Consider the following 21,824-nt stretch of genomic DNA (forward strand, 5'->3'; position numbering starts at 1 on the left):
TACTTCGAAAAATGAATTTTAAATTTTTGTGCAAACGAACTTAGTACCCTTTCGTTTTAGACACCAAGTGCAATAAAGGCGCGCCTTTTTGACTTCGGTAGTAGTTTTCCAAAATTTGTGGCACTACCGAAGTGGTATCCGAAACGCTTGCATAATGTGGTGTAATATTGATTTTTTCATGAGCCCAAAAAGGGTGGGTCTCGGGCAACGGTTCTTGATGAAAAACATCTAAGGTCGCCCCGGAAAGGTGATTGTTATCCACCGCCGCGATCAAATCGGCATCCACCATATGTCCGCCACGCGCCGCATTGATCACATAAGCCCCTTTGGGCAATCTGTTAAATAGTTCGGTATTCAGTATTCCAGTGGTTTCATCGGTCAAGGGCAATAGGCATACCAAGATTTGGCTTGTGGCCAGAAACTCATCGAATGTATGTTCTCCCGCAAAGGTGACCGCTCCAGCAATTTGCTTTTCAGAACGGGCCCACCCTTGCGTTTTAAATCCTATTCGCACCAGATCATCGGCCAGCACTTTTCCCAAGGCACCTAGGCCCATAACACCCACGGTAAAATCCGTAATTCGATAATAAGGCTTCGGGCTCCACACCTTATGGAACTGATCCACTCTGTAGGTTTGTAAATGCTTCAAATAACTAAAAATAGTCGCGATCACGTATTCGGACATATCACTGGCCAACATCGTATCGACAACTCTGGTAATGGGCAGGTCTTCGGGAAGGGACTCGTCTTCAAATAGAAAGTCCACTCCTGCCCCACTCGATGCGATATACTTCAAATTGGGGTAATCGGTCAGTGTTCCTTTCGGATGTTTCCATACCAACGCGACCTCGACTGCAGACTTGTCATGAGGTTCTAGATAACCGTATACTTCAATTTTAGGGTCTTGTGCCCTGAGGGCTTCCTTCCACAATTCTATTTTATCGTCTTGTCTAATGATTACTATGCTCATCGTGTTTTGTTAATTGCGAGATACTTTCTTATCGTGTTTCAATCCAAAATATCCAGTGCTCTGGAAAACTCTTCTTTGTGCAGCCATTCGTTATCCTGTGTGAATTGATAGGTTTTTAGGATTCGATCCCTGAAATCATATACCAGTCCGTTGACCGAACAGAACTGTATCACCTCTTTAAAAGAGTTCAACATGCTTTTATAAAAAGCATCGGGAACGTTACGTTCAAGGACAAAAGCTTGGGCGATCTCCAAATTATATAACATCACGTCGGCTACCAAATGTGGCTCGACCCCTAATTTTATAAAATGCTTGATGAATTTCTGGGCGACCGACCTTCTTGCTTTGGGCCTTCTGCGTTTGATCGGGAAATATTCATTACTGATTTTGGTTTTCGCCTGCTGTACCAACTTGTCTTCCTTCGGGTTGAACACGAAATCGTAATACTCTTTCACTACGGGAAAACGTTGATAGAGATCCACGATCTGGGCCTCTAATTCCCTTTTTTTCAAATCGCCGATGTACTTCTGAAGCGCTCTTTTGCTCATGGTAATGCCTTGGATGGCAAAAATACTGTTTGAAAGTGGAAATACCCACGGGAAGTATACTTATAGTTAACATCCTCATAAATTCTGTATAAGAATATCAAAATACCTTTGGAAAAGACGCAATAAAAATGTATCATAAGAACTTGTACAACTTCGAAAACCAAATTCATATATGAGGCAACTTAAGATTATCAAGCAAGTAACTAACCGAGAATCGAAATCACTGGATAAGTACTTGCAAGATATCAGCAAAATCGATTTGATTACCGCGAGTGAGGAAGTAGAACTAGCCCAGCGCATTCGTGAAGGAGATCAAAGGGCTCTCGAAAAATTAACCACGGCTAACCTGAGATTCGTGGTTTCAGTCGCCAAACAATACCAAAACCAAGGATTAAAATTACCGGATTTAATCAATGAAGGCAATCTGGGCCTCGTAAAGGCTGCCAAACGATTTGATGAGACAAGAGGTTTCAAATTCATTTCATACGCTGTGTGGTGGATTAGACAATCCATTCTCCAAGCATTAGCGGAGCAATCGCGTGTTGTGCGTCTTCCTTTGAACAAAATCGGGTCGATCAATAAAATCAAGAAGACCTTTTCCTATTTGGAACAGGCCCATGAACGCCCACCTTCTGCGGAAGAAATCGCCAAGGAATTGGAAATGACCGTAAGTGAGGTGAAGCAGTCCATGAAAAATTCTGGACGCCACGTCTCTATGGATGCGCCTTTACGAGAGGGGGAAGACTCAAATCTTTACGATGTACTCCGTGCGGGCGAATCGCCAAAACCAGACAAGATATTGATGCAACAATCGCTCAATACCGAAATCAATCGGGCACTGGAAACCTTATCCCCTAGGGAAGCCGATGTAGTGAAACTTTATTATGGTATCGGTGACCAACAGTCAATGACCTTGGCCGAGATCGGACAAACATTCGACTTGACCCGAGAGCGGGTGCGTCAGATTCGCGAAAAAGCAATTCGCAAACTGCGTCATAACTCAAGAAGTAAACTCTTGAAAACCTATTTAGGATAATCGTTACGATAGCACTTAAAGCAAAAACGCCATGATTTGAATCATGGCGTTTTTGTTACATTTCTTTTATTCGATTTAGGAAAAACTCAATCGGTTGATCTCTACATCGGATAGAATTTCGTTTAAACTTTCGATGAAGTTCATGTACGCTGCATTGTCTGGGTTTTGTTTTGACATAATAGTAGGTTTTAGAAATGAGACACCATTTTAGACTACATATAGTCTAACTCGGCCAATTCGTTTACACTTAAGATTTCGTTTAATTCTTGTAGAAAGGTTAGGTATTCCTCTCCATAGGTGTCGTAAAGCATTTGATTCGGGTTTTACGGTTTATATTGATTTGGGTTCGTTTTTCTTACAGTGTAAACATATTTATAACGTTGGGTGAAAACAATTAATTGTGGTGTATTGGCTTTTTTTTGTTGTGAAATCGGCAATGTCCGATACCATCGTCCATCCCCTTAATTTGAAGCGATGCAGTTCATCGATCTTCTATGCTTTTAACGGAGTTAAAATTTGACTTGATACGCCAATCCGGCCGATACGGACCACATGAAGCTACCTGATTCGAACGACAGTTCTTGACGTGAGACCCCTAAACTAGCGCTATAAATATTCGGACTCTTCTTGGAAGTGAACTGATACTGAAAGCTCATCCGCTGTGATTCGATATACAAAAGGGTTTCCGCCAATAGTTCGTCGCCGGATAGAAGTTGACGTATTTCAGGGGAATACCCCATACCGACATTCAGACTAAAAAAGTTGAAGGCATCCCTTAAATACTTACGGACCAATAGGTTCCCAGAGAATTGTGTAGGTTGATCTTCGCGCGGCACCAGATTCGATCGCAGGGAAAAGTAATAATTGCCCCGGTAGTGCCCTATTGAATTGGTGATCATAGTAATATCACGGGTATCCAAGCTGATGTAACGTCCGCCAGCGGAAAACTCCATGGCGCCCGGAAGGTTGACATACAGGTCTCCCCCAACCTTATGGTTCGGGTAAATGGAGGCGTTGGAATAGCCGTAATTCAGATAGGCATAAAAGCGTTTGGAGAATTTCGGATAAAAATCGATATCGTATTGCACCCCGTGCTCCCCATTTCTATTACTATAGTTGATTCTTGGTAAAAGGCTACCGGCCAAGGTTTGTCTTTTAAACTCTATCGTTGAGAAAACCATGGGATCATTACGCCGGTCGAAGACGGTGAAGGAGTTTCGTACGGCAATCCTATTATTCAAAACCTTCTTCTCCGCTTTTTCTTCTTTTTCCGGAGATTCCTCTTTTTCCTTTTTGGGGGTCTCTTCCTTCTCTTTTGATGGTTTGGCGGTTACCTGCTCTTTTTTCTTCTTCTTGGACGCCTTTGCATTACTTTTTCGCTTCACCGTACTTTCATTATCGACCCAACTCTTTTCAGGATATTCGGTCTGTTCAAGACGCTTATGGGCCATTTCCCGTAGGCGCATGAGTTCGGGGTCATTCTGAATATACTGTAAGGCCTTATGGGTCAAACCGAGCGCCGTGGCATTGTTCTTGGCATAGAGCTCGTTCTTTATGGCCAAAATCCAAAGATCCCGATTGTTCTTTTCACCTGACGTGAGTCGGTTGAACTCCCTACGGGCCTTTTCGTAATCACCGGACCAACTATAGGTCCGCGCCACTAAGGCACTCGCCTTCACATCGGCCGGATCTTTTTCCAATACTTGTAAGGCCATTTTTCGCGCTTGACCATACTTGCCTTCATACGCCAGGTTATGCGCACTGGCATACGACGTGGGCTTTTCATTGTAAGCCAGATCCTGCCCCCAAGTAGTGACGCTCCATAAAAGAACGATGATGATACGATATAGGTATTTATGATGCATTAATCTTGAAAATGGGTTGATGCCGTCTGCCGCTTTTTGTGATGCTGCGCTTTGGCCCGTTCTATTTTATCCTTGATCTCATGTACACTTGAGCTGTTCTCTTCCGCTTGCTGTATCAACTTCAAAGCTTCCTCCGTTTGTTCCGACCAATAGTACACATCGAACAAAGCCGAATAGGAATCGATATAGTTGGGGTTCATCTTGATACATTCCTTAAGTATTTCAATTGATTTGGCATAGTTACCCCTCCACACATTGATACGACCGGTTAAAATTTTGGTATCGATATGACTGGGTACCTCCGATAAAATGTATCGGCACAGCAATAAAGACCGATCATATTCTTTGTCAAAAGCCAGATCTCTAGCGATGAAATAGCCCTTGTCGGAATTTTGTACACTATACACACTGTTCAACCACACGATATCAGCTTCACTGAAGGCCTCCTCTTGCTGCTTGGAAAAGATGGCGAGACTATCCGGTATGATTTTGTCGTTTGTTGTGACGTACGCATTCATGGCTTTAAATGAGGTCAGCTTTTTCTCCGCTTTAGACCCCCCAAAGGAGGCGCTTAAATTCATGTCTTCATCTAAACTATAGACCGATCCATCGGAATAAACGGTTTCTCCGCTGATATATTCTTTAAGTTCATTTTTATTCCGCATTAGTGGAATATCCTTGACGCATCTGAACTCCGATTGCATGTCCAGAGATCGTCCCATCCACGCCACGCGTTTGGGCATTTGCAGTTCGTAATTCGCATTTAGCAATGACAATAATGTGGGTACCACGTCAAAGTGCGAAGAAACTGCGCTGATCTTTTTCGTTTTCTTGAGCATGGGGCTGTAGACGATCAATGGCACATGAAAACGGCTGATGCTGTTTCGTTGCGGAATCGGTATCAAGCGGTGATCTCCAGTGACGATGAATATGGTATTGTCATAGTTGGGCTGTTTTTTATAGGCCTCGAATACCTCTTTTAAGGCATCATCGGTATACAACAGGGTCGCAAATACATTGTCGTTCTTTTCAATGACGTTCTTCGTCTTGCCTTGGTGATCGCTCTTGGATAAAATTTGCTTTACCTTTTTCTCATAGGCTTCCCGTTGGGGCGGAATAAAGGGTTCGTGCGTGCTGATCGTCATATACACTTCCATGCGAGGCTGTTCTTCTTCCCTAGGAAGACTCATGCTCTTTTTAAAGAGTTCCTTGTCCGGATATCCCCACGAGGAACCGGCGGCATCTTCCGCCTGCATCTTATATTTATTCCCAAAACCCGATTTGTCCAGTACAAAATCAACATTTTCACTTTTCAAAAAGCGATCGACATTGTCGAATGAACTGTTCGTACCCTGATAGAAGGAGGTGTGGTACCCGTTGTTCTTTAGAATACTGAAGAGGGTCAACTTGTTCGGGTATTTTTCAAGTTCCATAAATCCACTTTTTCCAAAGGGCAAGGATCCCAATAAGGAAGGGATTACCCCGAAGGTTCTTCCGGTGTTGCTAAGGCAGTTTTCCCAGTAGAGCGATTTGGTGGTCAGATCATCCAAGAAGGGGGTAAAACCACCGAACTCGGCACCCTCTCCAACAAAGTCACGTCCCAGACCTTCGACCATAATAAATACGATATTGGGTTTCTCCTCCTGAAGCTCGAAATAATCGCCCAGTACATTTTCTATTTGTGGACGTTTGATCAAAGGGTATTCCACATCGGAATTATACGACGTATCTTCCGTTGATGAGCTATAAAGGTTGATGGCCAGATATTGGCTTTTGTTCTGATTAATGGGCTTTCCATCGATAAAAAGGGTCATAATAAAGAGACTGAAAAGAATGATGGTAAAGGGATACATCTTACTGATGAAGTGATAGTACTTCGAAGTGACCTTGTAGAGACCGAAGAACATTCCGGCAATGACGAGAACACCGATGACGAGCGAGACCGACATTCCACCCGAATTCGATATGGTAGTTTTGATATCGGCAAAGCTATACCCCAGTAAATCGGAACCCAAAGGAACCAAGGCAGTACAATAGTAACTGATTAGCATGGCCTCGATGATCAACAAAAGGATCAGCACGCCAAAAATGAGGTTGAACCCCCAGGTAGGTCTGAACTTTTCCCAAAAATTAAAAGGAAAAACGAGGATGACCCCGACAAGGGAGGCGAAGCCCAACTGATGAAAAAGGGCGATGAAGAAACTGCCTCCGAAAATGATATCGACCACTCCCTTAAAATAGAGTGTTGTATACTGGTACGTAGATAGCACAATGAGACAACCAAAGAAGGAGATGATCAATCTGGTATATTGCTTTAAGGTATATCTATCGAGTTTACTCGTATTCATGTGTCTTTGGTTAGGTGGCTTTCGCGAATCCTTTTCGGACCTGGGAACCCCAGCCAGATTTTATTTTAAATAGTTTCTTATAGTTGCCTCGGATGGCAGCCCATACCACTATCGGATGAAAAGTGAAAGGCTCGATAATGGCACAAAGCATCAATATCAGGATATCCTTGACTTTTTTATATTCATTGTACGAGTATACATCCCACAGAATGGCATAAAACGAAAACATGATCGAGTACAGGTATACCGTCGCAGTGATCGCGACGAAAAACTCCCAATTTAATATGCCCAAGTAACCGAAAAGGATGATGGTAAAGAAGCCGAAAAACTCCAAAAGCGGTGCCAACCATTCGTAGAAAAACCAATAGGGATAGCTCAATAGTCCTAGACGGCCGTATTTGGAATTGAAGAACATGTCTTTATGGGTGTTCAGGGTCTCCAGGTTTCCACGGGCCCAACGGTCACGTTGATTGACAAGTATTTTAAGGTCTTCGGGTACTTCGGTCCAACATAAGGGATCAGGAATATATTCAATGGTATACGGTTCACGACGGTCATGCATGTACCGGCGCATTCGGAATACGATTTCCATGTCCTCACCGACCGTATTGGTATCATAGCCGCCTACGGCAAGGGCAATCTCGCGGTCAAAGAAACCAAAAGCCCCTGAAATGATGAGCAAACTATCGATACGGCCCCATGCCATCCTTCCTAAAATAAAGGAACGGGTATATTCCAAAAGCTGAAAACGGGCCAACCAGTTTTTAGGCAAGCGTATTTCCTCTAGTTTACCTCCTTCGATAATACAGGAATTGGCCACCCGAATCACTCCACCAACGGCAATGACCCGTTTCTCCGAGCGCCTATAGAATGACTTGACCACATGCAATAGTGCGTCAGGCAGTAACAGACAATCCACATCGATACAGCCCACATACCTATTCTCCGATAGAAACATGCCCGTGTTCAGGGCATCCGACTTTCCGCCGTTCTCCTTGTCGATAACCGTCAATTTGGAAAAAGAACGGTGTTTACTTTTGTAAATACCGCGAATGGGTTTCGACTTCCAATTGGGATCGATTTCCCGTTCGATTTTCTTAAGGTCATAGGCATCGATCATCTTCTGCAAAGTATCATCTTTACTGCCGTCATTGACCACCATCACTTCATAGTTCACGTAGCGTAATGATAGCAAGGACCGAATGTTGTCGACAATGGTCAACCCCTCATTATAAGCTGGGGCGATAATGGTTATACTAGGTGCCAAGGGTGATGCCATCACCTTTGAAAGATCATTGAAACTATTTTTATGTCGATAATGGATGGAATTACGGGTGGAGAGGTACCCCATGACGCTGAACATGGTGAACAGCACCACCGTAAACATGAAAAAGACCATGTTTATGTATTCCAGTATGATACTCCAAACCGTACTATCCATTTAACTTCTCCATGATTTTAGTAGATAATTGGCATATCTGCCCCAGAAAGGAACCTTGCTCGATTTCATCATCTTTTTTTTTTTCGCTATCATCCTCAGTGGAGGGCTTAGGGAAATCGAAGTTCAAATCGAAGATGTCATTAGGGTCGCTATCTTGTGCTTTATCCTCAACTTCCGGCATCTCGGAAAGATTCATATGTCCTTCAGACACCTCATCCGTTGGCCGCGTTGGACTGGTCTTTTGATCTTTCCAATTCAATTTCTTTTTGAGCTTTTTCAATACGGAAAGTGCCTTTTTTCGGATTTCGGGGGATTCATCTTGAGTCAAGGCTTCCAAAAAGTGAATTTCCTTTTCATCGCCCACTGCGACCACCTCATTGAGAAGAATTAGCTTTGCTTCGGTATCACAGGTTCTGAACAAATCTTGAAATACACTAAAAGGTTGTAGCGGATGGTCTACCTGTTCTTCCGCCTTGTCCTTACTATGATTGAATAAATCGATCAATTCATTGATTCGATCCTTGAATGCGTCATACTTTTCATGGGTCAAGAGTTCCTTTAAAAAAGGTATTTCGCGCTCGTCACCCATTTCTTCCAAGTCATTCAATAATTGGCGCGTACTGGCCTCAAACTCGATATCGCCGAAAATGGCCTTCGGTATAGATGCCTTTGGAATACTGCTTTCTTCTACAGCTGGGGTCTCATTGCTCGTTTCTATTCGAATAAAGGATGGATCCTCACTTTCCTTTTTTTCAAAGAAAACCGGAATAAAATGTAGTTCGTCCTCGTCTAAATCCCAGTCCGGATTCATCATGGGCTCTTCGTCTTGCACGTTTTCGTGTTCGTTCTCCGTCTCGTTCTCAACAGACAAGTCTTTCGTTACAAATAAGTCATCTAGGATTTCTTGTAACATCCGCTCGTTCTCAACAGGAAGTTCAATGTCATCAGCTTCTTCTACCGGTTTGGACTTATTTTCCGAAAATTCATGGGTATGGACCACTTCGATATCCCATAAGTCCGTTTTTCCGGAGACTTCGGATACCTGTTCGAAGACAATGTCCATATTCCGTATTTCGTCACTGCTATACTGCCCGTAATCAGCATGAAGCTCGATTTCTTGATTTACCCCTGTACCATCTTCTGGTACCCTAATAGGTGCTGATGGTATTTTAACGACCTCACTATCACTTTCCAAAGCGGTTATTTCTTCAGACGTATTGGAGACTATATGATCATACTGTACTTCAATGGAACGTATCTCGTTTTTTTCCATACCCGTATCCATCTTCTCGCTAGGTACCTCTTGATGATCCAATTCATTTTCGACTACAATGGGCAAAAACGCAAATTCGGCCATATCGAATTCATCATAAAAGGAAGCTCTTTCCTCAGATTCTGTATGGGCCTCAGGCAAACACTCTTCGTAAACGACCTTTATCTCGAAAAGCGAGTCGTTCGTTGGAATCGAAGTCTGATTGCTACTTGTTGTAAAGGCAGTAGGTAACGCTGTTTCCGTTTCTTCGGTAACAATAGGCAAGAAGTCTAAATGGTTTGCACTCCATTCCATAGGTGTAGGTTCTAGTTGGGTTTCTTTTTGTCCAGAGCCCGTCACTTCTTCCGCCCTAACTTCGATGTGCAGTACATCGGGAACGTTCATCCCGGTCTTTGCATCCATTTCATCCGATAAGTCCATCTTATTTTCTATTTCTTCGTCATTATTTTCCTCTTTTAGCGCTACTTCCGTTTCGCTTTCTGGCGTTGGCGGTACATCGACTTCAGGTGTAATGTGAATTGCTTGAACCTCCTCTAGTTCACCTTCGATCGGGTTGTTTTCCAAGACATCCGCTTTGTCATGGGAGATGTCCTCATGCTTTTCCGCATATTTTTCCACTGCCTTCTGGCTCAGGTCTTTTGGAATACCGTAATGTGAGGCATCTTGAATACCTTTTGAAGGCATAATCGTTTCAGGGGCTATGGCATTGATGCTGCTGATAGCTTTGCTCTTGACCGAAAAGTTCAGTTCCTTTTTGTCTATGAGCTCTAAAAACTCCAAATCGCCGGTAGTCCCGATTTCACCAACCGCTCCAAGAATGGCAATCTTTATATCCACCGAACAATTCCAGAACACTAGTTTTAAGGTATCAAGTGCCTCCGTAATATTGAATTCCTTGATACAGGCAATGGCCTCTTCCTTTATTTGGTTGTTCTTATGCTTGACCAACTCTATCAATGAGTCTCCTGCATCATTTTGATTGTAGAACTTGATCAATCTCAAGGCAAATAGCACCACATATTTGTTGTTTGATGTCAGCCATGACTTAAATCTAGGCGGACGAAAGTCCTTTTGGTTTCGCAGTACATCCAACAGTTTGAGTTGTTGCCATTCCGATATTTTGTAACGTGTAGTATCTAAGAAGTAATTGATGCCCTCGTGGCGTAACGTCACGGTAGCGATCTCAGCTTGTTTTCGAATCGTGGATCTCTTGTCGTTGATGAATTTGGTCACAAAGCTGTATGATTCGGCAACCTCCATTTGTGTCAGTTCTAAAATTCCTTTGGAAATTACCTGCCAGCGCCAACTTTTCAGCTTGGAAAAGGCGTCTTTGTCAAGTCCGAGATCCTGGTACAGCGCAAAAAGCGATTGCTGTGCCTCTCCGGAAACATCCCGCCTTAGGTCGAGCAGTATTTCCGAAAGTACGCGACGATTGAAGGGGTCCTTTAATAGCTCTCTAATCTCGATTTTCAATGCGATGTAGTTTGACTTTTCGTCCTTTGTTGCATCTTCCTCCAAAAACAGAAACTCGCTGACCATTGGTGACAACTCACGTTTCCGGTCACCTACCTTTTTTGCAGTAGCCGAAATCTTGTAGTTATAAAAGAACACCCCGATCAAATACAAGACCGCCAGAATGACGAATAGCGTCGCCAAATCCCACAAAAAATCGGTATCGATTTTTGGGGCGGTTATCAGTAGATTGGTTTTATATGTCAGACTCGGTATATGCAAATTATCTTATCCTCAATTGCCTTTCAATCCGAACCATTAGCTCGGAGGGGCTTACAGGTTTTGCCAAAAAATCATTTGCCCCCAATTCGAAGGCGGTTAATACATTTTCTTCATTACCAGCGGATGATATGATGATGATGGGTACTTTGGACTGCATTTCATTGCGTACGTAATCGATGAGCTCTATTCCTGAGAAATAGGGCATCATGATATCGCTAATGATCATATCTGGAATAGTCGTATTCAAATATTCTTTTACTTCACGACCGTTAGTACTCAGTATCACCTCATACCCTCCTTTTTGAAGCCTAAAATTTAATAGAGAGGCCAAAAGTTCGTCATCTTCCGCGAGCAATAATTTTTTCTTCTCCATCTATCCTTCAGATTTTATCAGTTCATTCAGCGCCTCGTCAATGGCATGTTCCACTTTAGGATACGCATTGATAAAACTTTCATACAAGAATTTAAGGTGCTTTACATCAGCATCCGCAGCACAGGATTTCTGAATCTGCTCGACAATATCAAGCAGCCCCTTGGACTTCAGCATTTTCAGACCTGGCTTGATTTTATGGGCTGCAAAGGCAATCAATTCACTATCTTCCTCATGCAGGTGCATCCGTACCTTGCCGATAAACTCCAATACATTGGATTTGTATAGGCGTACCAATTCTTGCATCAATTCTTTTTGTCCCATACAATCATCCCAAAGTCCTGAGAGGTCCAACTTCCCGTTTTCATGCTCGGTAACCTCTGGGGCTATCGATCGTGATGCGATGGAAAAAGTGACATTCCCATCGTTTTTATATGTTAAAAGTGTCTCTAACAGCTCATTGGGTGTATACGGTTTTAGAATGAAACCATCCATACCACTTTTCAGGCAGGCTTCTTTATCAAGTTTTGAGAAGTCTGCACTTAGTGCCACGATCGGAATGGGGCGGGCATCGGGCTTTTCGAAACTTCGAATGAGTTCGGTTATCTCAAAACCGTTCATTCCCGGCATTTTTAGATCCATAAAGACCAAATCTATTTTATGATTCGCCAGTATATGAAGTCCATATTGGGCATTATCAGTGATAAAGGGCTTGCATCCCCAAGCATTGAGCCGTTGCTCGATCAGCCTTTGATTTAATGGGTTGTCTTCGAATATAAGAATGGGCATGCCTTTTACCAGATCCTTTTGATCATTGGCCTGTGCGTCAACCTCTTTGGGGCCTGTTATTTGCGCATCATCCCCTAATTTGAAGGGCATCGAGAATTCAAAGGTGGTTCCTACGCCTAGTTCGCTGCTCACTTGTATATGCCCCCCGAGGAGCTCTATGATTTGCTTTACAATACTCAGGCCCAAGCCTGACCCGCCATATTTTAGGTGTGTATTTACCTCTGCCTGTCGGAAGGAATCGAAAATTCGTTCTAGATTTTCCTTGGAGATGCCGATTCCGGTATCTGCAATGGTGAACGTTAAAATCGTCCTATCCTCCTGGGGTCTACCAGCTGTAATACTGAGATCTATTTTACCTTTCTCTACAAACTTTATGGCGTTACCCATGAGATTTAAGAGTACTTGACTGAGCTTAGAAGGATCTCCCAAAAGTGTCAAGGGTATGGCTTCATCAATAGCCACATTGATGTTCACGTTCTTCACGGAAACCAAAGTCTCACATAGGTAGGCAACGTCTCCGATAAGGTTCCTGAAATTGAAATGAACCATTTCAACAGCTTCAAGTCCCGACGAGAGCTTTGAATACTCCAATAGCTCGTTAATGATTTCCATCAAGGAGAATGATGCTTTTTGAATGGCATTTACTTGTTCTAATTGCCCAGAATTCAATTCGCTATCTTCTTTCAAGAGATCGGTGAACCCGATAATACCGTTCAATGGTGTTCGTATTTCATGACTCACCCGGGCTATCAACATGGTCGGATCAAGAGGTTTCGTGCCTTTCTTCTGCTCAACGGGCATCTCTTCGGCAAGATCATCGGAATCTTCCGGTAAGGCGGTTGGATGAAAAATTCTGGATTCGAGCCTTTTTTTGAACGTTTCGAAGGTTTTTTTGAGTTGGGCCGCCTCTTTGGCGTTCAATTCTTCGAAAGAAAATTCAGAGAGCGATTGCTCCATGGCGGATAGTTGGGAAAGTAGGTCTTTCGCTTTCAATTTGGGAGGACGTTTTTGGTTAATTATTAAAACGAAGGATAAAGACTACAATTCTTTTTCTATTCGCTTCTTCTACCCATCACATTTAACTGCACATGGATACGCGTAAAAATCATCAAATATGATGGGGTGACCAATTAAATGTTATCTAGGCTTCCATATGTGTTGTCAAATGGCTTAATTTGTAGGTATAAAGAAATCGTCCTATGAAATATCTTCCTCTTTTTGCGGGTGCCTTAATGTTCATAAGTTGTGGGGAGACCCAGCAAAAAACAGAGTTGAGCCTCGAAGAACGCGCACGAAAAATTCATGAAAAAGTCATCACTATCGATACCCATGATGACATCAATGTGAAGAATTTTACTGACAGCATCAACTACACCCAGCGGCTGGATACCCAAATCAATTTACCGAAAATGGAAGAGGGAGGTCTGGACGTGGCTTGGTTGATCGTTTACACGGGTCAGGACACCTTGACCGCGGATGGATATGCCAAGGCAGAGGCAAATGCAATGGCCAAATTCGATGCGATTCACAAGTTATGCGAAGAGATAGCCCCTGATAAAATCGAGCTTGCCTTGACTTCAGATGACGTACGAAGAATAGATGCCGCTGGCAAAAAGGTCGCGATGATCGGTGTTGAAAACGCCTATCCGATCGGCGAGGATATGAGCAATTTCGAAAAGTACCACCAGTTAGGAGCGCGATACATCTCCTTAGCGCATAACGGACACAGTCAATTTTCCGATTCCAACACGGGCGAGGCCGATAGCTTATGGTTACATAATGGTTTAAGTGAGATGGGCAAAGAAGCTGTAAAAGAGATGAATAGACTTGGCATCATGATTGATGTTTCTCATCCCTCTAAAGAAGCTTTTAATCAAATGATCGCCCTCTCTAAAGCTCCGATAATCGCTTCCCATTCTTCCGCCCGAGCACTATGTGACCATAGTAGAAATTTGGATGATGAGCAACTGAAGATGCTCAAGGAAAACGGTGGTGTTGTGCAAACGGTAGCTTTTAAATCTTATTTAAATACAGAGAAGTACGAGGCTCGTAATGAGAAAGTTAAGGAAGTTGAAAAACTAGTGATGGACTCTTTGGGCATGGCTTCGATTTCGAGAAAAGAAGTAATGGCGCTACCTACTGAAGAACGGGATGCGTATATCGCCCAATACATGCAGGTCAGAGGTATTGTCAGCGAAAAAACCAAACGTATGAGCGACCTACCACCAGCGGTAGCTGTTACGGATTTTGTAGACCACATTGATTATATGGTCGAGTTGATCGGAATAGACCATGTAGGTATCAGCTCCGATTTTGATGGCGGTGGTGGTATCGAAGGTTGGTCCGACGCTTCGGAAACATTTAACGTGACCTTGGAATTGGTCAAACGAGGCTATACCGAAGCGGAAATCGAACAACTTTGGGGTGGCAATCTCTTACGTGTCCTTGATGATGTACAGGCGGTTGCAGCAAGTATGTAAATCAGTTATCCTTCGCCAACCGATCCTTTACATATTCTACTTTGGTTTTGCCATGAGGTCTGGGTTTACCGTCTTCGTCTAGATTGACCATGATGATATTGTCCACCGTGACGATGGTTTCATGGGTCATTTTATTGCGAACCTCACAATTCAGGTTCAATGAGGTTTTCCCGAACTTGACGACTTCAATACCGATTTCAACAATATCCCCCTGAACGGCAGTACTCATAAAGTTGATTTCCGACATATACTTGGTCACTACCCGTTTGTTTTCCAATTGAATGATACTGTACAATGCGGCTTCTTCATCGACCCAGGCCAGCACCTTGCCCCCGAATAGCGTCTCGTTCGCATTTAAATCTTCTGGTTTGACCCATTTTCGTGTGTGGAATCTCATACGCTACGTTTTAACCACAAAATTAGAGAAGAAAAACAGACTAAAACAAGGAAGGTCCAGAATCGTGAAGCGTTTTAGGAATTTTGAGATCACACCCAAGCTTTTTGTTCAATTCGGTAATAAAACGGACTGATAATAAAGGAGATTCCAATTCCATATTTTGATGTACGAAGAAATGAATGTTTTTTAGGCCTTTTCCGATCCAATCTTCCAATTTCAAGACCCAATCCTCGATACGATCATAATCCGTAGGATGGTTTGCACCCACATAGCGAATAAACGCTTCATTGTTGGTCAACCTCATATGCATCAAATCACGTCTGCCTGCCGTATCGACAAGGGTATTTGCAATACTATTCTCTTGTAATAAGTGATATAGTTCTTGAGCCACCTTTTCGTCATTGAACCAATCCGTATGACGAAATTCCATGGCCAATTGAAACTCCTTCGGCCAGTACTCCACGAATCGCACTACCCTATCCCAGTTCTTCGGTCCGAAATTGTTATGCATTTGAAGAAAAATAGTCCCTAATTTATCCTTCAAATTTGAGGTAACATTGAGGTATTCGTCCAAAACGGGATAGGCTTGATCATTCAGTCGCCTGAGATGGCTTACGTTTTGAACAATTTTCGGAAAGAACTTGAAATCATCAGGGGTCTTATCATACCATTTTTGGTAGGTTTCCGCAGGAAAAATACGATAAAAGGTCGCGTTGAGCTCAATACAGTTAAACTGGGTGGCATAATACGCCAGTTCGTCTTTGGTGCCTCTGGGATAGAAATTCTTCAAATCTTGACGATTCCATTTAGCACAGCCCACATAGATGCTCAAAGGGGAATCCTTTTTTGTTTTCGAAAGTACTACTGGAGTATCCGGATGGTCTTTAGGGATCGTAAAATCAATGTTCTCGGGTTGTTCTACTCTTCCGAATTTCATATCTCAATGTTTGCCTAAAAATACGGATAAAGCTTCAAATGCCCTTAAAGCGTCCATGGGAAATTTAGCCTGACCCAGTACCTCACAAAAACGAATACCATGATGCCTTACAGAATGGTAAGTGCAGTTTCCATTTCTATGTTCATAAACTAGTGAAAAACTATAAAATAGGACGAAAATCGCACAAAACGGAATTCCTACCTTTATAAAAAAGAAGATTATGAACGAACGATCCCACAGTCTTTTGAAAATTCGTCCCCAGTTACTTGCCGCGAAGGTCACTGAAGAGATGAGTGTTGAGGAACGGTTTCAAAACCAAACGCTCCGGCCCATCATCAAACTTCAAAACCAACTTTTACTCGATGTTTTTCAAAACTATATCGTAAAAAGAAAAAATCGATTTTATGAACTCCCCCTTGAAGACCGTATGGCATATATCACACATGCCATTCAAAAGGATTTGAAATTCAGGAATTCGCTCAAAGGAATGATAATCGGCCATTTCTCGGTAGAGGAATATGAGCGGTACATTGCGCATTCATCTGCTTTGAACAAGCGCATGATGGCTATGGTCATCAAAAGAATTCAAGATCAGATACAATACTTTGAGAAAACAGTGGTGGCTTAAAAGCGATACCTAACGGTTTGACCAGAAATGAAACATGAAGTGGATTTGAAAAAAAACGGAAAGCTTGGAAAAGATTTCATTTTAAGGGAGTTAGCGGCTAAGGGGCATTGTCTGATCGAAAACATCGATCTTGAAAAAGTTCGTCCACTATTGAAAGAGTTGGGCGAGCTGTTCGTTCAAGAAGCCGGGCAAGAACACCTTGTGGAATACAATGCGGGGTATGAAGAGTTTCGTTATTCGAAAAGCATGAACGAGATCGGTCCGCATTCCGAGTATCCGTATTACGATATTCCCCCAAAAATACAAGTGCTTTATGCCATAAAACCATCAGATTGCGAGGGAGGACAAACTTATACGTGCCACACGGAACGTTTTATAAAGAACCTTAGCCAGGGTGAATTGGAAATGCTATCATCAATTCAAATTGACTTCAAGGCAAATACGGATTTACAGCATGCACCCATCCGACACAAGGCGTTTCCGGTATTGACCCAAAGTACAAATGGATCCTATATCTTTCGATTTAGTCATAATTTATTTTACTATGGCGATGTAAATGCGAATATCCATTCCGAAAAAAAAGGGGATTTCTTGAAAAGTATAAAAAATCAGGATTTTCAATTGTTCGTTAAAAAGTTTCTTGATTACTTCGAGAAGAACAAACAGGTATGGAGCATTCCAAAAAAAGGGTTATTGCTATGGAACAATCACAAGGTAGTGCATGCTCGCGCAAGTTATAATGATAGCACTCGAAAATTGCTACGATTTCTATTAACCTAAGAGAATCGAACGACCCCATCGTTTCCTAAAACTATTCAATGAAGCTACATTAGCATGGGAAAGACCAAGTACATCAGCGATGTTCATAAAATGAAGGAACTGGATTCTAATGAAAAGCAGATCTTTTCAAAAGTAAGTGAGCAGTTCAAATTTCGGACCAATAGCTATTACAATGCGCTAATCGATTGGACAGACCCCAATGATCCGCTACGGCGAGTGGTCATTCCTGATGCCGACGAACTCATCAATTGGGGTACGCTTGATGCATCGGACGAGATTCGGTATCAACCTGTCGAGGGACTAGAACACAAGTATCCCAACACGGCCTTGCTCCTATGCAATGAAGTGTGTGGTGCCTACTGCCGGTTTTGTTTTAGAAAGCGGCTTTTCAAAGATGAAAATGATGAAGTCAAAAAAGATGTATCCGCAGGCATAGCCTATATTCAGAAACATAAGGGCATAGACAACGTATTGCTGACGGGCGGGGATCCACTCATGTTAAGCAATAGACGTATTATGGATATCCTTGACAGATTAAAAACCATTCAACACGTCAAAATCATTCGGTTCGGCACAAAAATGATAGGTTTTGACCCTCTAAAGATTTCCGAAAATAAGGTGCTCCTTGACTATTTATCGGATTACTCATTGCATAAAAAAGTGTACTTTATGTTGCACTTCAATCATCCCAGGGAGATAACCTCAGAGGCTTTACACGCCATTCAGGCGATCCAGACTTGCGGTGTAATTACAGTGAATCAAACGCCGATTATCAGGGGAGTCAATGATAATGTCGAAACCATGACCCAACTTTTTTCAGACTTATCGTTTGCGGGGGTATTGCCCTATTATGTATTTAGTTGTAGGCCGACCGCAGGAAACTTTACTTATGCCGTACCAGTAGAAGAGGCCTATGCAATTTTTATAAAAGCGCGATCGAGAAATTCCGGTTTGGCGAAAACAGCCCGTTTTGTGATGTCGTATACAGACGGCAAAATAGAGGTTATTGCCAAGACCGGAAACAAGATTTACTTTAAGAAACACAATTGGGCCAATAGTTCCGAAAATGAAGAACTGTTGGTTTTCCCATCCAATAGTAAGGCCTATTGGTTCGACGATTATTTGCCAAAGACCGAGGTGTCTTAGCACTTCTGAAAACGCTATTTAAAAATTGGTAGTTTAGCCCTTTAATTGTTTTTTTATCGAGCTAAACATTCGGAACAGACTGGGCATAACGTCTCGACATACCGCTCCTAGTTCCGTATTCGACCTCAAAAACCTAAAATCGAACACTGACCATCTGTCCTTTTTCAATCTGTAGAGTACTCCTTTCAGTTTCAGATATTCAATTGAACGGTAGGTCGGTAAGGGAAAATCCTTACCCATTGAAACCAATAAGTGCAAATAGGGAAAGTTGATGCCCCCGACCATACTGGCCTCTATCGAAGCCCAATATCTAGCATTCATCTCAATGATAACAAAACTATTTGTAGCAAGATTATAACGCATATCAATATGTGCGACTCCATTCCAACTGAGTGACCGAAGTAATTGCTTTACCATCTCAAGAGGTCTCGTATCATGGACCAACTCGACCCCTATGGCCGGAGAAAATGGTTTTTTTTCATGAATCGTCGTTCGCTGTAAGCTGTATGCTTTAAGTTCACCAGCTACACATAGTACACTGCAACCCCAATCATCTCCCTCAATATATTCTTGAACTACGAATTCGTCAAATTCCCGATAGGTGTCCCTATAGCTTTGAAGGGCCATTTCAGAATCGATCAATACCACACCGAGGCCCCCATGGGAATTTGATGCCGGTTTGATAATGAATGGAAAACTTAGCCCAAATCTTTTATACTCTTGTAACGATTCCGTTTTCAATACCCCACTTTTAGGAGCAGGTATTCCATACGTCTCAAGATGTGCACTGAACTTGCCTTTGTTCGTGACGATTTTATACACATCGTAAGAGGGCAAAACAATGATTTTTTCATGATTTATAAGATGCTCTCGATATATGATCAAGTCTTTGATACAAGCATCATGAATGGGCATGATAATATCGATGTCATGTTTTAGGAGTTCTGCATTGATACTTTCAATTCTTTTAAGGCCATTACTGGCCTCGGAAAAAACAGTGTTTTTTTTGATATGACGTGAGTAAGTTGCCCAATTGTGCTTTACCGTCATAGCATAAATAGTGACCGTATCTATTTGCGCAAGACAATTTAAGACATGAATGAGAAGATAGTTCTCGGCATCGGGTATCAGTATAGCGGTTTTCTTTTTTACCAATGATGTGCTTTAGACTGTTCCATTAAAAAAACTTTTTACGCAGTATTGAGAATAGCTTCCTAAAAATACGAACAGCATAGAATTTAAAATCCCAAAGAACGAATTTTACCGGTGTTTCATTCCAAAGCCACCTCCATCGGAATAGGAAACTCGGTTGCTTTTTGATTCGGGCCAATACTCCTTTTAAATTAAAGAATTCTTGGTATCTATAGGTCGTAGGTCCTATTTCACGCCCTAAAACAGTATTGATATAGAGCTGTGGGAAGTTTATTCCTGCTAACATAGACCCCTCGACCGAACCCCAGAACCTCGGGTTCACTTCAATGATGTGGTATATTCCGGTAGTGCTGTCATACCTCATATCGATGTTGGCCACTCCCGACCAATTTAATGACTTCATCAGACGTTCGGTAATGGCATTGATTTCCTCGTTCTCGATGTATTGCAACCCCAACTGCGGCGCGAAATCCTTGGTGCCGTGCACAATATGTTTTTGAATCGTATGAGCCAGTATACTTCCATTTTCGCATAGCACATTGCTACAAAAATCAATACCGTCAAAGCAGTTTTGCACAATGAATTCACGTTCCTCTGACAAGTTGTTCACATGGGAGTTCAAAGACCCTAAATCCCCGAATTTTCGTATCCCCACTCCTCCTCCAGTACCTTCAAGTGGCTTTAGGAGCACTGGAAACGTCAATTGTTCAGCGCCTTGAATCTCGTCACCTGTGCCAGAAACGACATGAAGAGTCAATGGGTGTGGTATTTGGTGTTGCGTCAAATGCTTCGACAGTGACCACTTGTTAATAGCAATGTCAAAATAGTGTGTTGTCGGTAACAATCCCAACTTATTTGGATGGGTCAGGTCTTGCCTTAATGCCGAAAGTGTTCGTATACCTGTTTCAAAAACGGGCAATATCACGTCGATATCGTGCCGGTCTACTTCCGAATTAATACATGAAATCCAATGTTCATCAGATGTTATTTCATAAAATGTGAGGTGGTGTACAAAACGGGAAAACTTGATGGCCACATCGTTTTTTGAAGTCATTACGTAAACCAACGCTCTAGGAATCGTTGACAAACAATTGATTACATAATTTAAGAAGTGTGACTCACCATCAGGTATTAAGATGGCGCATCTGTTGTTTTCATTTTTCATTAAACCTTCTCAGAAAGTGATCCATGCTTCATTTCGGGCTATTTTCGACCCTTACTTCCCTAACAGTGATTCTCCGTTTAAATTGGTGGTGAGAATGTCGCTCATCAAATCAAAAAATGGCCGGATAACTTGAAATCTCTCGCTTACTTCAGTAAAGAAACTAGGAGATACCACCTCTTTATCCGAAAACTCATGTGTAAAAATATAGCCTTTTTTACGGAGTAGATCAATGTTTTCGTGTTCTCTGTCAAAACCTTTTGGGGCAGTCTTCAGTTCTTCTCCTTGTAATTCACCCCAGGCATTCTTGAACTTTTTTTCGTTGATCACGCTCTTAAATTCCGCGGCATCCAATTCCAATTCTTTACGAATACGATACAGGTCCTCTTTTTCCGGTTGCCAAAAACCGCAGGCCATAAAACTCTCCCCTCCAGGTCTGATTCGCAAATAATAGCCGCCCCGAAGACGAGCCCCCGAACGGGAAAAAGAGCCGGCGAAATGATGTTGGTAGGGGGATTTATCCTTTGAAAATCGGACATCACGGTAAATGCGAAACATCTTTAGCTTCTCTATTTCATCATGCGTATTGAGTTCATCCATCAATTGACCGTAAAACTGCTTAACGTCTGATTCAATTGACTTAAACTCCTTTTTATGGGCCGCAAACCATTCCCTATTGTTATTCTTCTTTAAGCGATCAAGAAATTGAATTACTTCTTTTGTAATTGCCGGTGCTGACATACGACCTAGTTTTTGTTCACCTAAGAT

At 42.4% G+C, this 21,824-nt stretch carries 18 protein-coding genes; 5 read left to right on the plus strand and 13 right to left on the minus strand.

What is annotated here, in order from left to right; genetic code table 11:
* Positions 1–40 precede the first annotated feature (40 nt).
* Positions 41–970: a 2-hydroxyacid dehydrogenase gene (locus ACKWCA_RS13345; protein WP_413978707.1), complete on the minus strand. Its 930-nt coding sequence runs from the start codon at positions 968–970 to the stop codon at positions 41–43.
* Between the two features lie 38 nt (positions 971–1,008).
* Positions 1,009–1,518 (minus strand): DUF6155 family protein, encoded by a 510-nt coding sequence (locus ACKWCA_RS13350; RefSeq protein WP_413978708.1) that lies wholly within the window; start codon positions 1,516–1,518, stop codon positions 1,009–1,011.
* Between the two features lie 172 nt (positions 1,519–1,690).
* Here ACKWCA_RS13350 and ACKWCA_RS13355 point away from each other — a divergent pair, with 172 nt between their 5' ends.
* Positions 1,691–2,554, plus strand: a complete 864-nt coding sequence (locus ACKWCA_RS13355; protein ID WP_413978709.1) for a sigma-70 family RNA polymerase sigma factor — start codon at positions 1,691–1,693, stop codon at positions 2,552–2,554.
* Positions 2,555–3,063: 509 nt separating this feature from the next.
* On the opposite strand, the gene ACKWCA_RS13360 is transcribed toward ACKWCA_RS13355, so the two are convergent.
* From ACKWCA_RS13360 to ACKWCA_RS13385, 6 genes are read right to left on the minus strand one after another with little or no spacing between them, the layout of a single operon-like run.
* Positions 3,064–4,419: a YaiO family outer membrane beta-barrel protein gene (locus tag ACKWCA_RS13360; protein WP_413978710.1), complete on the minus strand. Its 1,356-nt coding sequence runs from the start codon at positions 4,417–4,419 to the stop codon at positions 3,064–3,066.
* Positions 4,419–6,767 carry a sulfatase-like hydrolase/transferase gene (locus tag ACKWCA_RS13365; RefSeq protein WP_413978711.1) on the minus strand — a complete coding sequence of 783 codons (2,349 nt, stop codon included), beginning with the start codon at positions 6,765–6,767 and terminating at the stop codon, positions 4,419–4,421. The genes ACKWCA_RS13360 and ACKWCA_RS13365 overlap by 1 nt, the downstream gene beginning before the upstream one ends.
* Positions 6,768–6,777: 10 nt before the next feature.
* Positions 6,778–8,208, minus strand: a complete 1,431-nt coding sequence (locus tag ACKWCA_RS13370) for a glycosyltransferase family 2 protein (protein ID WP_413978712.1) — start codon at positions 8,206–8,208, stop codon at positions 6,778–6,780.
* Positions 8,201–11,215, minus strand: coding sequence for a HEAT repeat domain-containing protein (locus ACKWCA_RS13375; protein WP_413978713.1), 3,015 nt, complete (start codon positions 11,213–11,215; stop codon positions 8,201–8,203). The genes ACKWCA_RS13370 and ACKWCA_RS13375 overlap by 8 nt, the downstream gene beginning before the upstream one ends.
* Before the next feature lies 1 nt (position 11,216).
* The gene (locus ACKWCA_RS13380; protein ID WP_413978714.1) at positions 11,217–11,588 is read right to left on the minus strand and encodes a response regulator transcription factor; all 372 of its coding nucleotides are present in this window, start codon (positions 11,586–11,588) and stop codon (positions 11,217–11,219) included.
* On the minus strand, positions 11,589–13,367 hold the full coding sequence (locus ACKWCA_RS13385; protein WP_413978715.1) for an ATP-binding protein: 1,779 nt from the start codon (positions 13,365–13,367) through the stop codon (positions 11,589–11,591). It lies immediately after the preceding gene.
* Between the two features lie 206 nt (positions 13,368–13,573).
* Here ACKWCA_RS13385 and ACKWCA_RS13390 point away from each other — a divergent pair, with 206 nt between their 5' ends.
* A complete protein-coding gene (locus ACKWCA_RS13390; protein ID WP_413978716.1) occupies positions 13,574–14,854 on the plus strand; it encodes a dipeptidase in 1,281 nt (426 codons plus the stop codon).
* 1 nt (position 14,855) lies between these two features.
* Here ACKWCA_RS13390 and ACKWCA_RS13395 read toward each other — a convergent pair whose 3' ends face one another.
* Positions 14,856–15,251 carry an acyl-CoA thioesterase gene (locus tag ACKWCA_RS13395; RefSeq protein ID WP_413978717.1) on the minus strand — a complete coding sequence of 132 codons (396 nt, stop codon included), beginning with the start codon at positions 15,249–15,251 and terminating at the stop codon, positions 14,856–14,858.
* Positions 15,252–15,291: 40 nt separating this feature from the next.
* Complete coding sequence (locus ACKWCA_RS13400) at positions 15,292–16,188, minus strand: DUF72 domain-containing protein (protein ID WP_413978718.1); 897 nt, start codon at positions 16,186–16,188, stop codon at positions 15,292–15,294.
* 220 nt (positions 16,189–16,408) lie between these two features.
* On the opposite strand from ACKWCA_RS13400, the gene ACKWCA_RS13405 reads away from it, so the two are divergent.
* Genes ACKWCA_RS13405 through ACKWCA_RS13415 form a run of 3 tightly spaced genes read left to right on the plus strand, consistent with a single transcriptional unit; the run spans position 16,409 to position 18,742 of the window.
* The gene (locus ACKWCA_RS13405; RefSeq protein ID WP_413978719.1) at positions 16,409–16,816 is read left to right on the plus strand and encodes a glyoxalase; all 408 of its coding nucleotides are present in this window, start codon (positions 16,409–16,411) and stop codon (positions 16,814–16,816) included.
* Positions 16,817–16,843: 27 nt separating this feature from the next.
* A complete protein-coding gene (locus tag ACKWCA_RS13410; protein ID WP_413978720.1) occupies positions 16,844–17,596 on the plus strand; it encodes a TauD/TfdA family dioxygenase in 753 nt (250 codons plus the stop codon).
* Between the two features lie 54 nt (positions 17,597–17,650).
* On the plus strand, positions 17,651–18,742 hold the full coding sequence (locus tag ACKWCA_RS13415; RefSeq protein ID WP_413978721.1) for a KamA family radical SAM protein: 1,092 nt from the start codon (positions 17,651–17,653) through the stop codon (positions 18,740–18,742).
* Between the two features lie 33 nt (positions 18,743–18,775).
* Here the strand turns inward: ACKWCA_RS13415 and ACKWCA_RS13420 are convergent, their stop codons facing one another.
* From ACKWCA_RS13420 to ACKWCA_RS13430, 3 genes are read right to left on the minus strand one after another with little or no spacing between them, the layout of a single operon-like run.
* Positions 18,776–19,897: an ATP-grasp domain-containing protein gene (locus ACKWCA_RS13420; protein ID WP_413978722.1), complete on the minus strand. Its 1,122-nt coding sequence runs from the start codon at positions 19,895–19,897 to the stop codon at positions 18,776–18,778.
* A 22-nt stretch (positions 19,898–19,919) separates the two neighbouring features.
* Entirely contained in the window at positions 19,920–21,059 is a 1,140-nt protein-coding gene (locus tag ACKWCA_RS13425) for an ATP-grasp domain-containing protein (protein ID WP_413978723.1), read from the minus strand.
* Positions 21,060–21,110: 51 nt separating this feature from the next.
* On the minus strand, positions 21,111–21,797 hold the full coding sequence (locus ACKWCA_RS13430) for a DUF2461 domain-containing protein (protein WP_413978724.1): 687 nt from the start codon (positions 21,795–21,797) through the stop codon (positions 21,111–21,113).
* Between the last annotated feature and the right edge of the window lie 27 nt (positions 21,798–21,824).

It is taken from the genome of Maribacter corallii, from assembly GCF_047345415.1.
In the GTDB taxonomy this organism is placed as follows: domain Bacteria; phylum Bacteroidota; class Bacteroidia; order Flavobacteriales; family Flavobacteriaceae; genus Maribacter_C.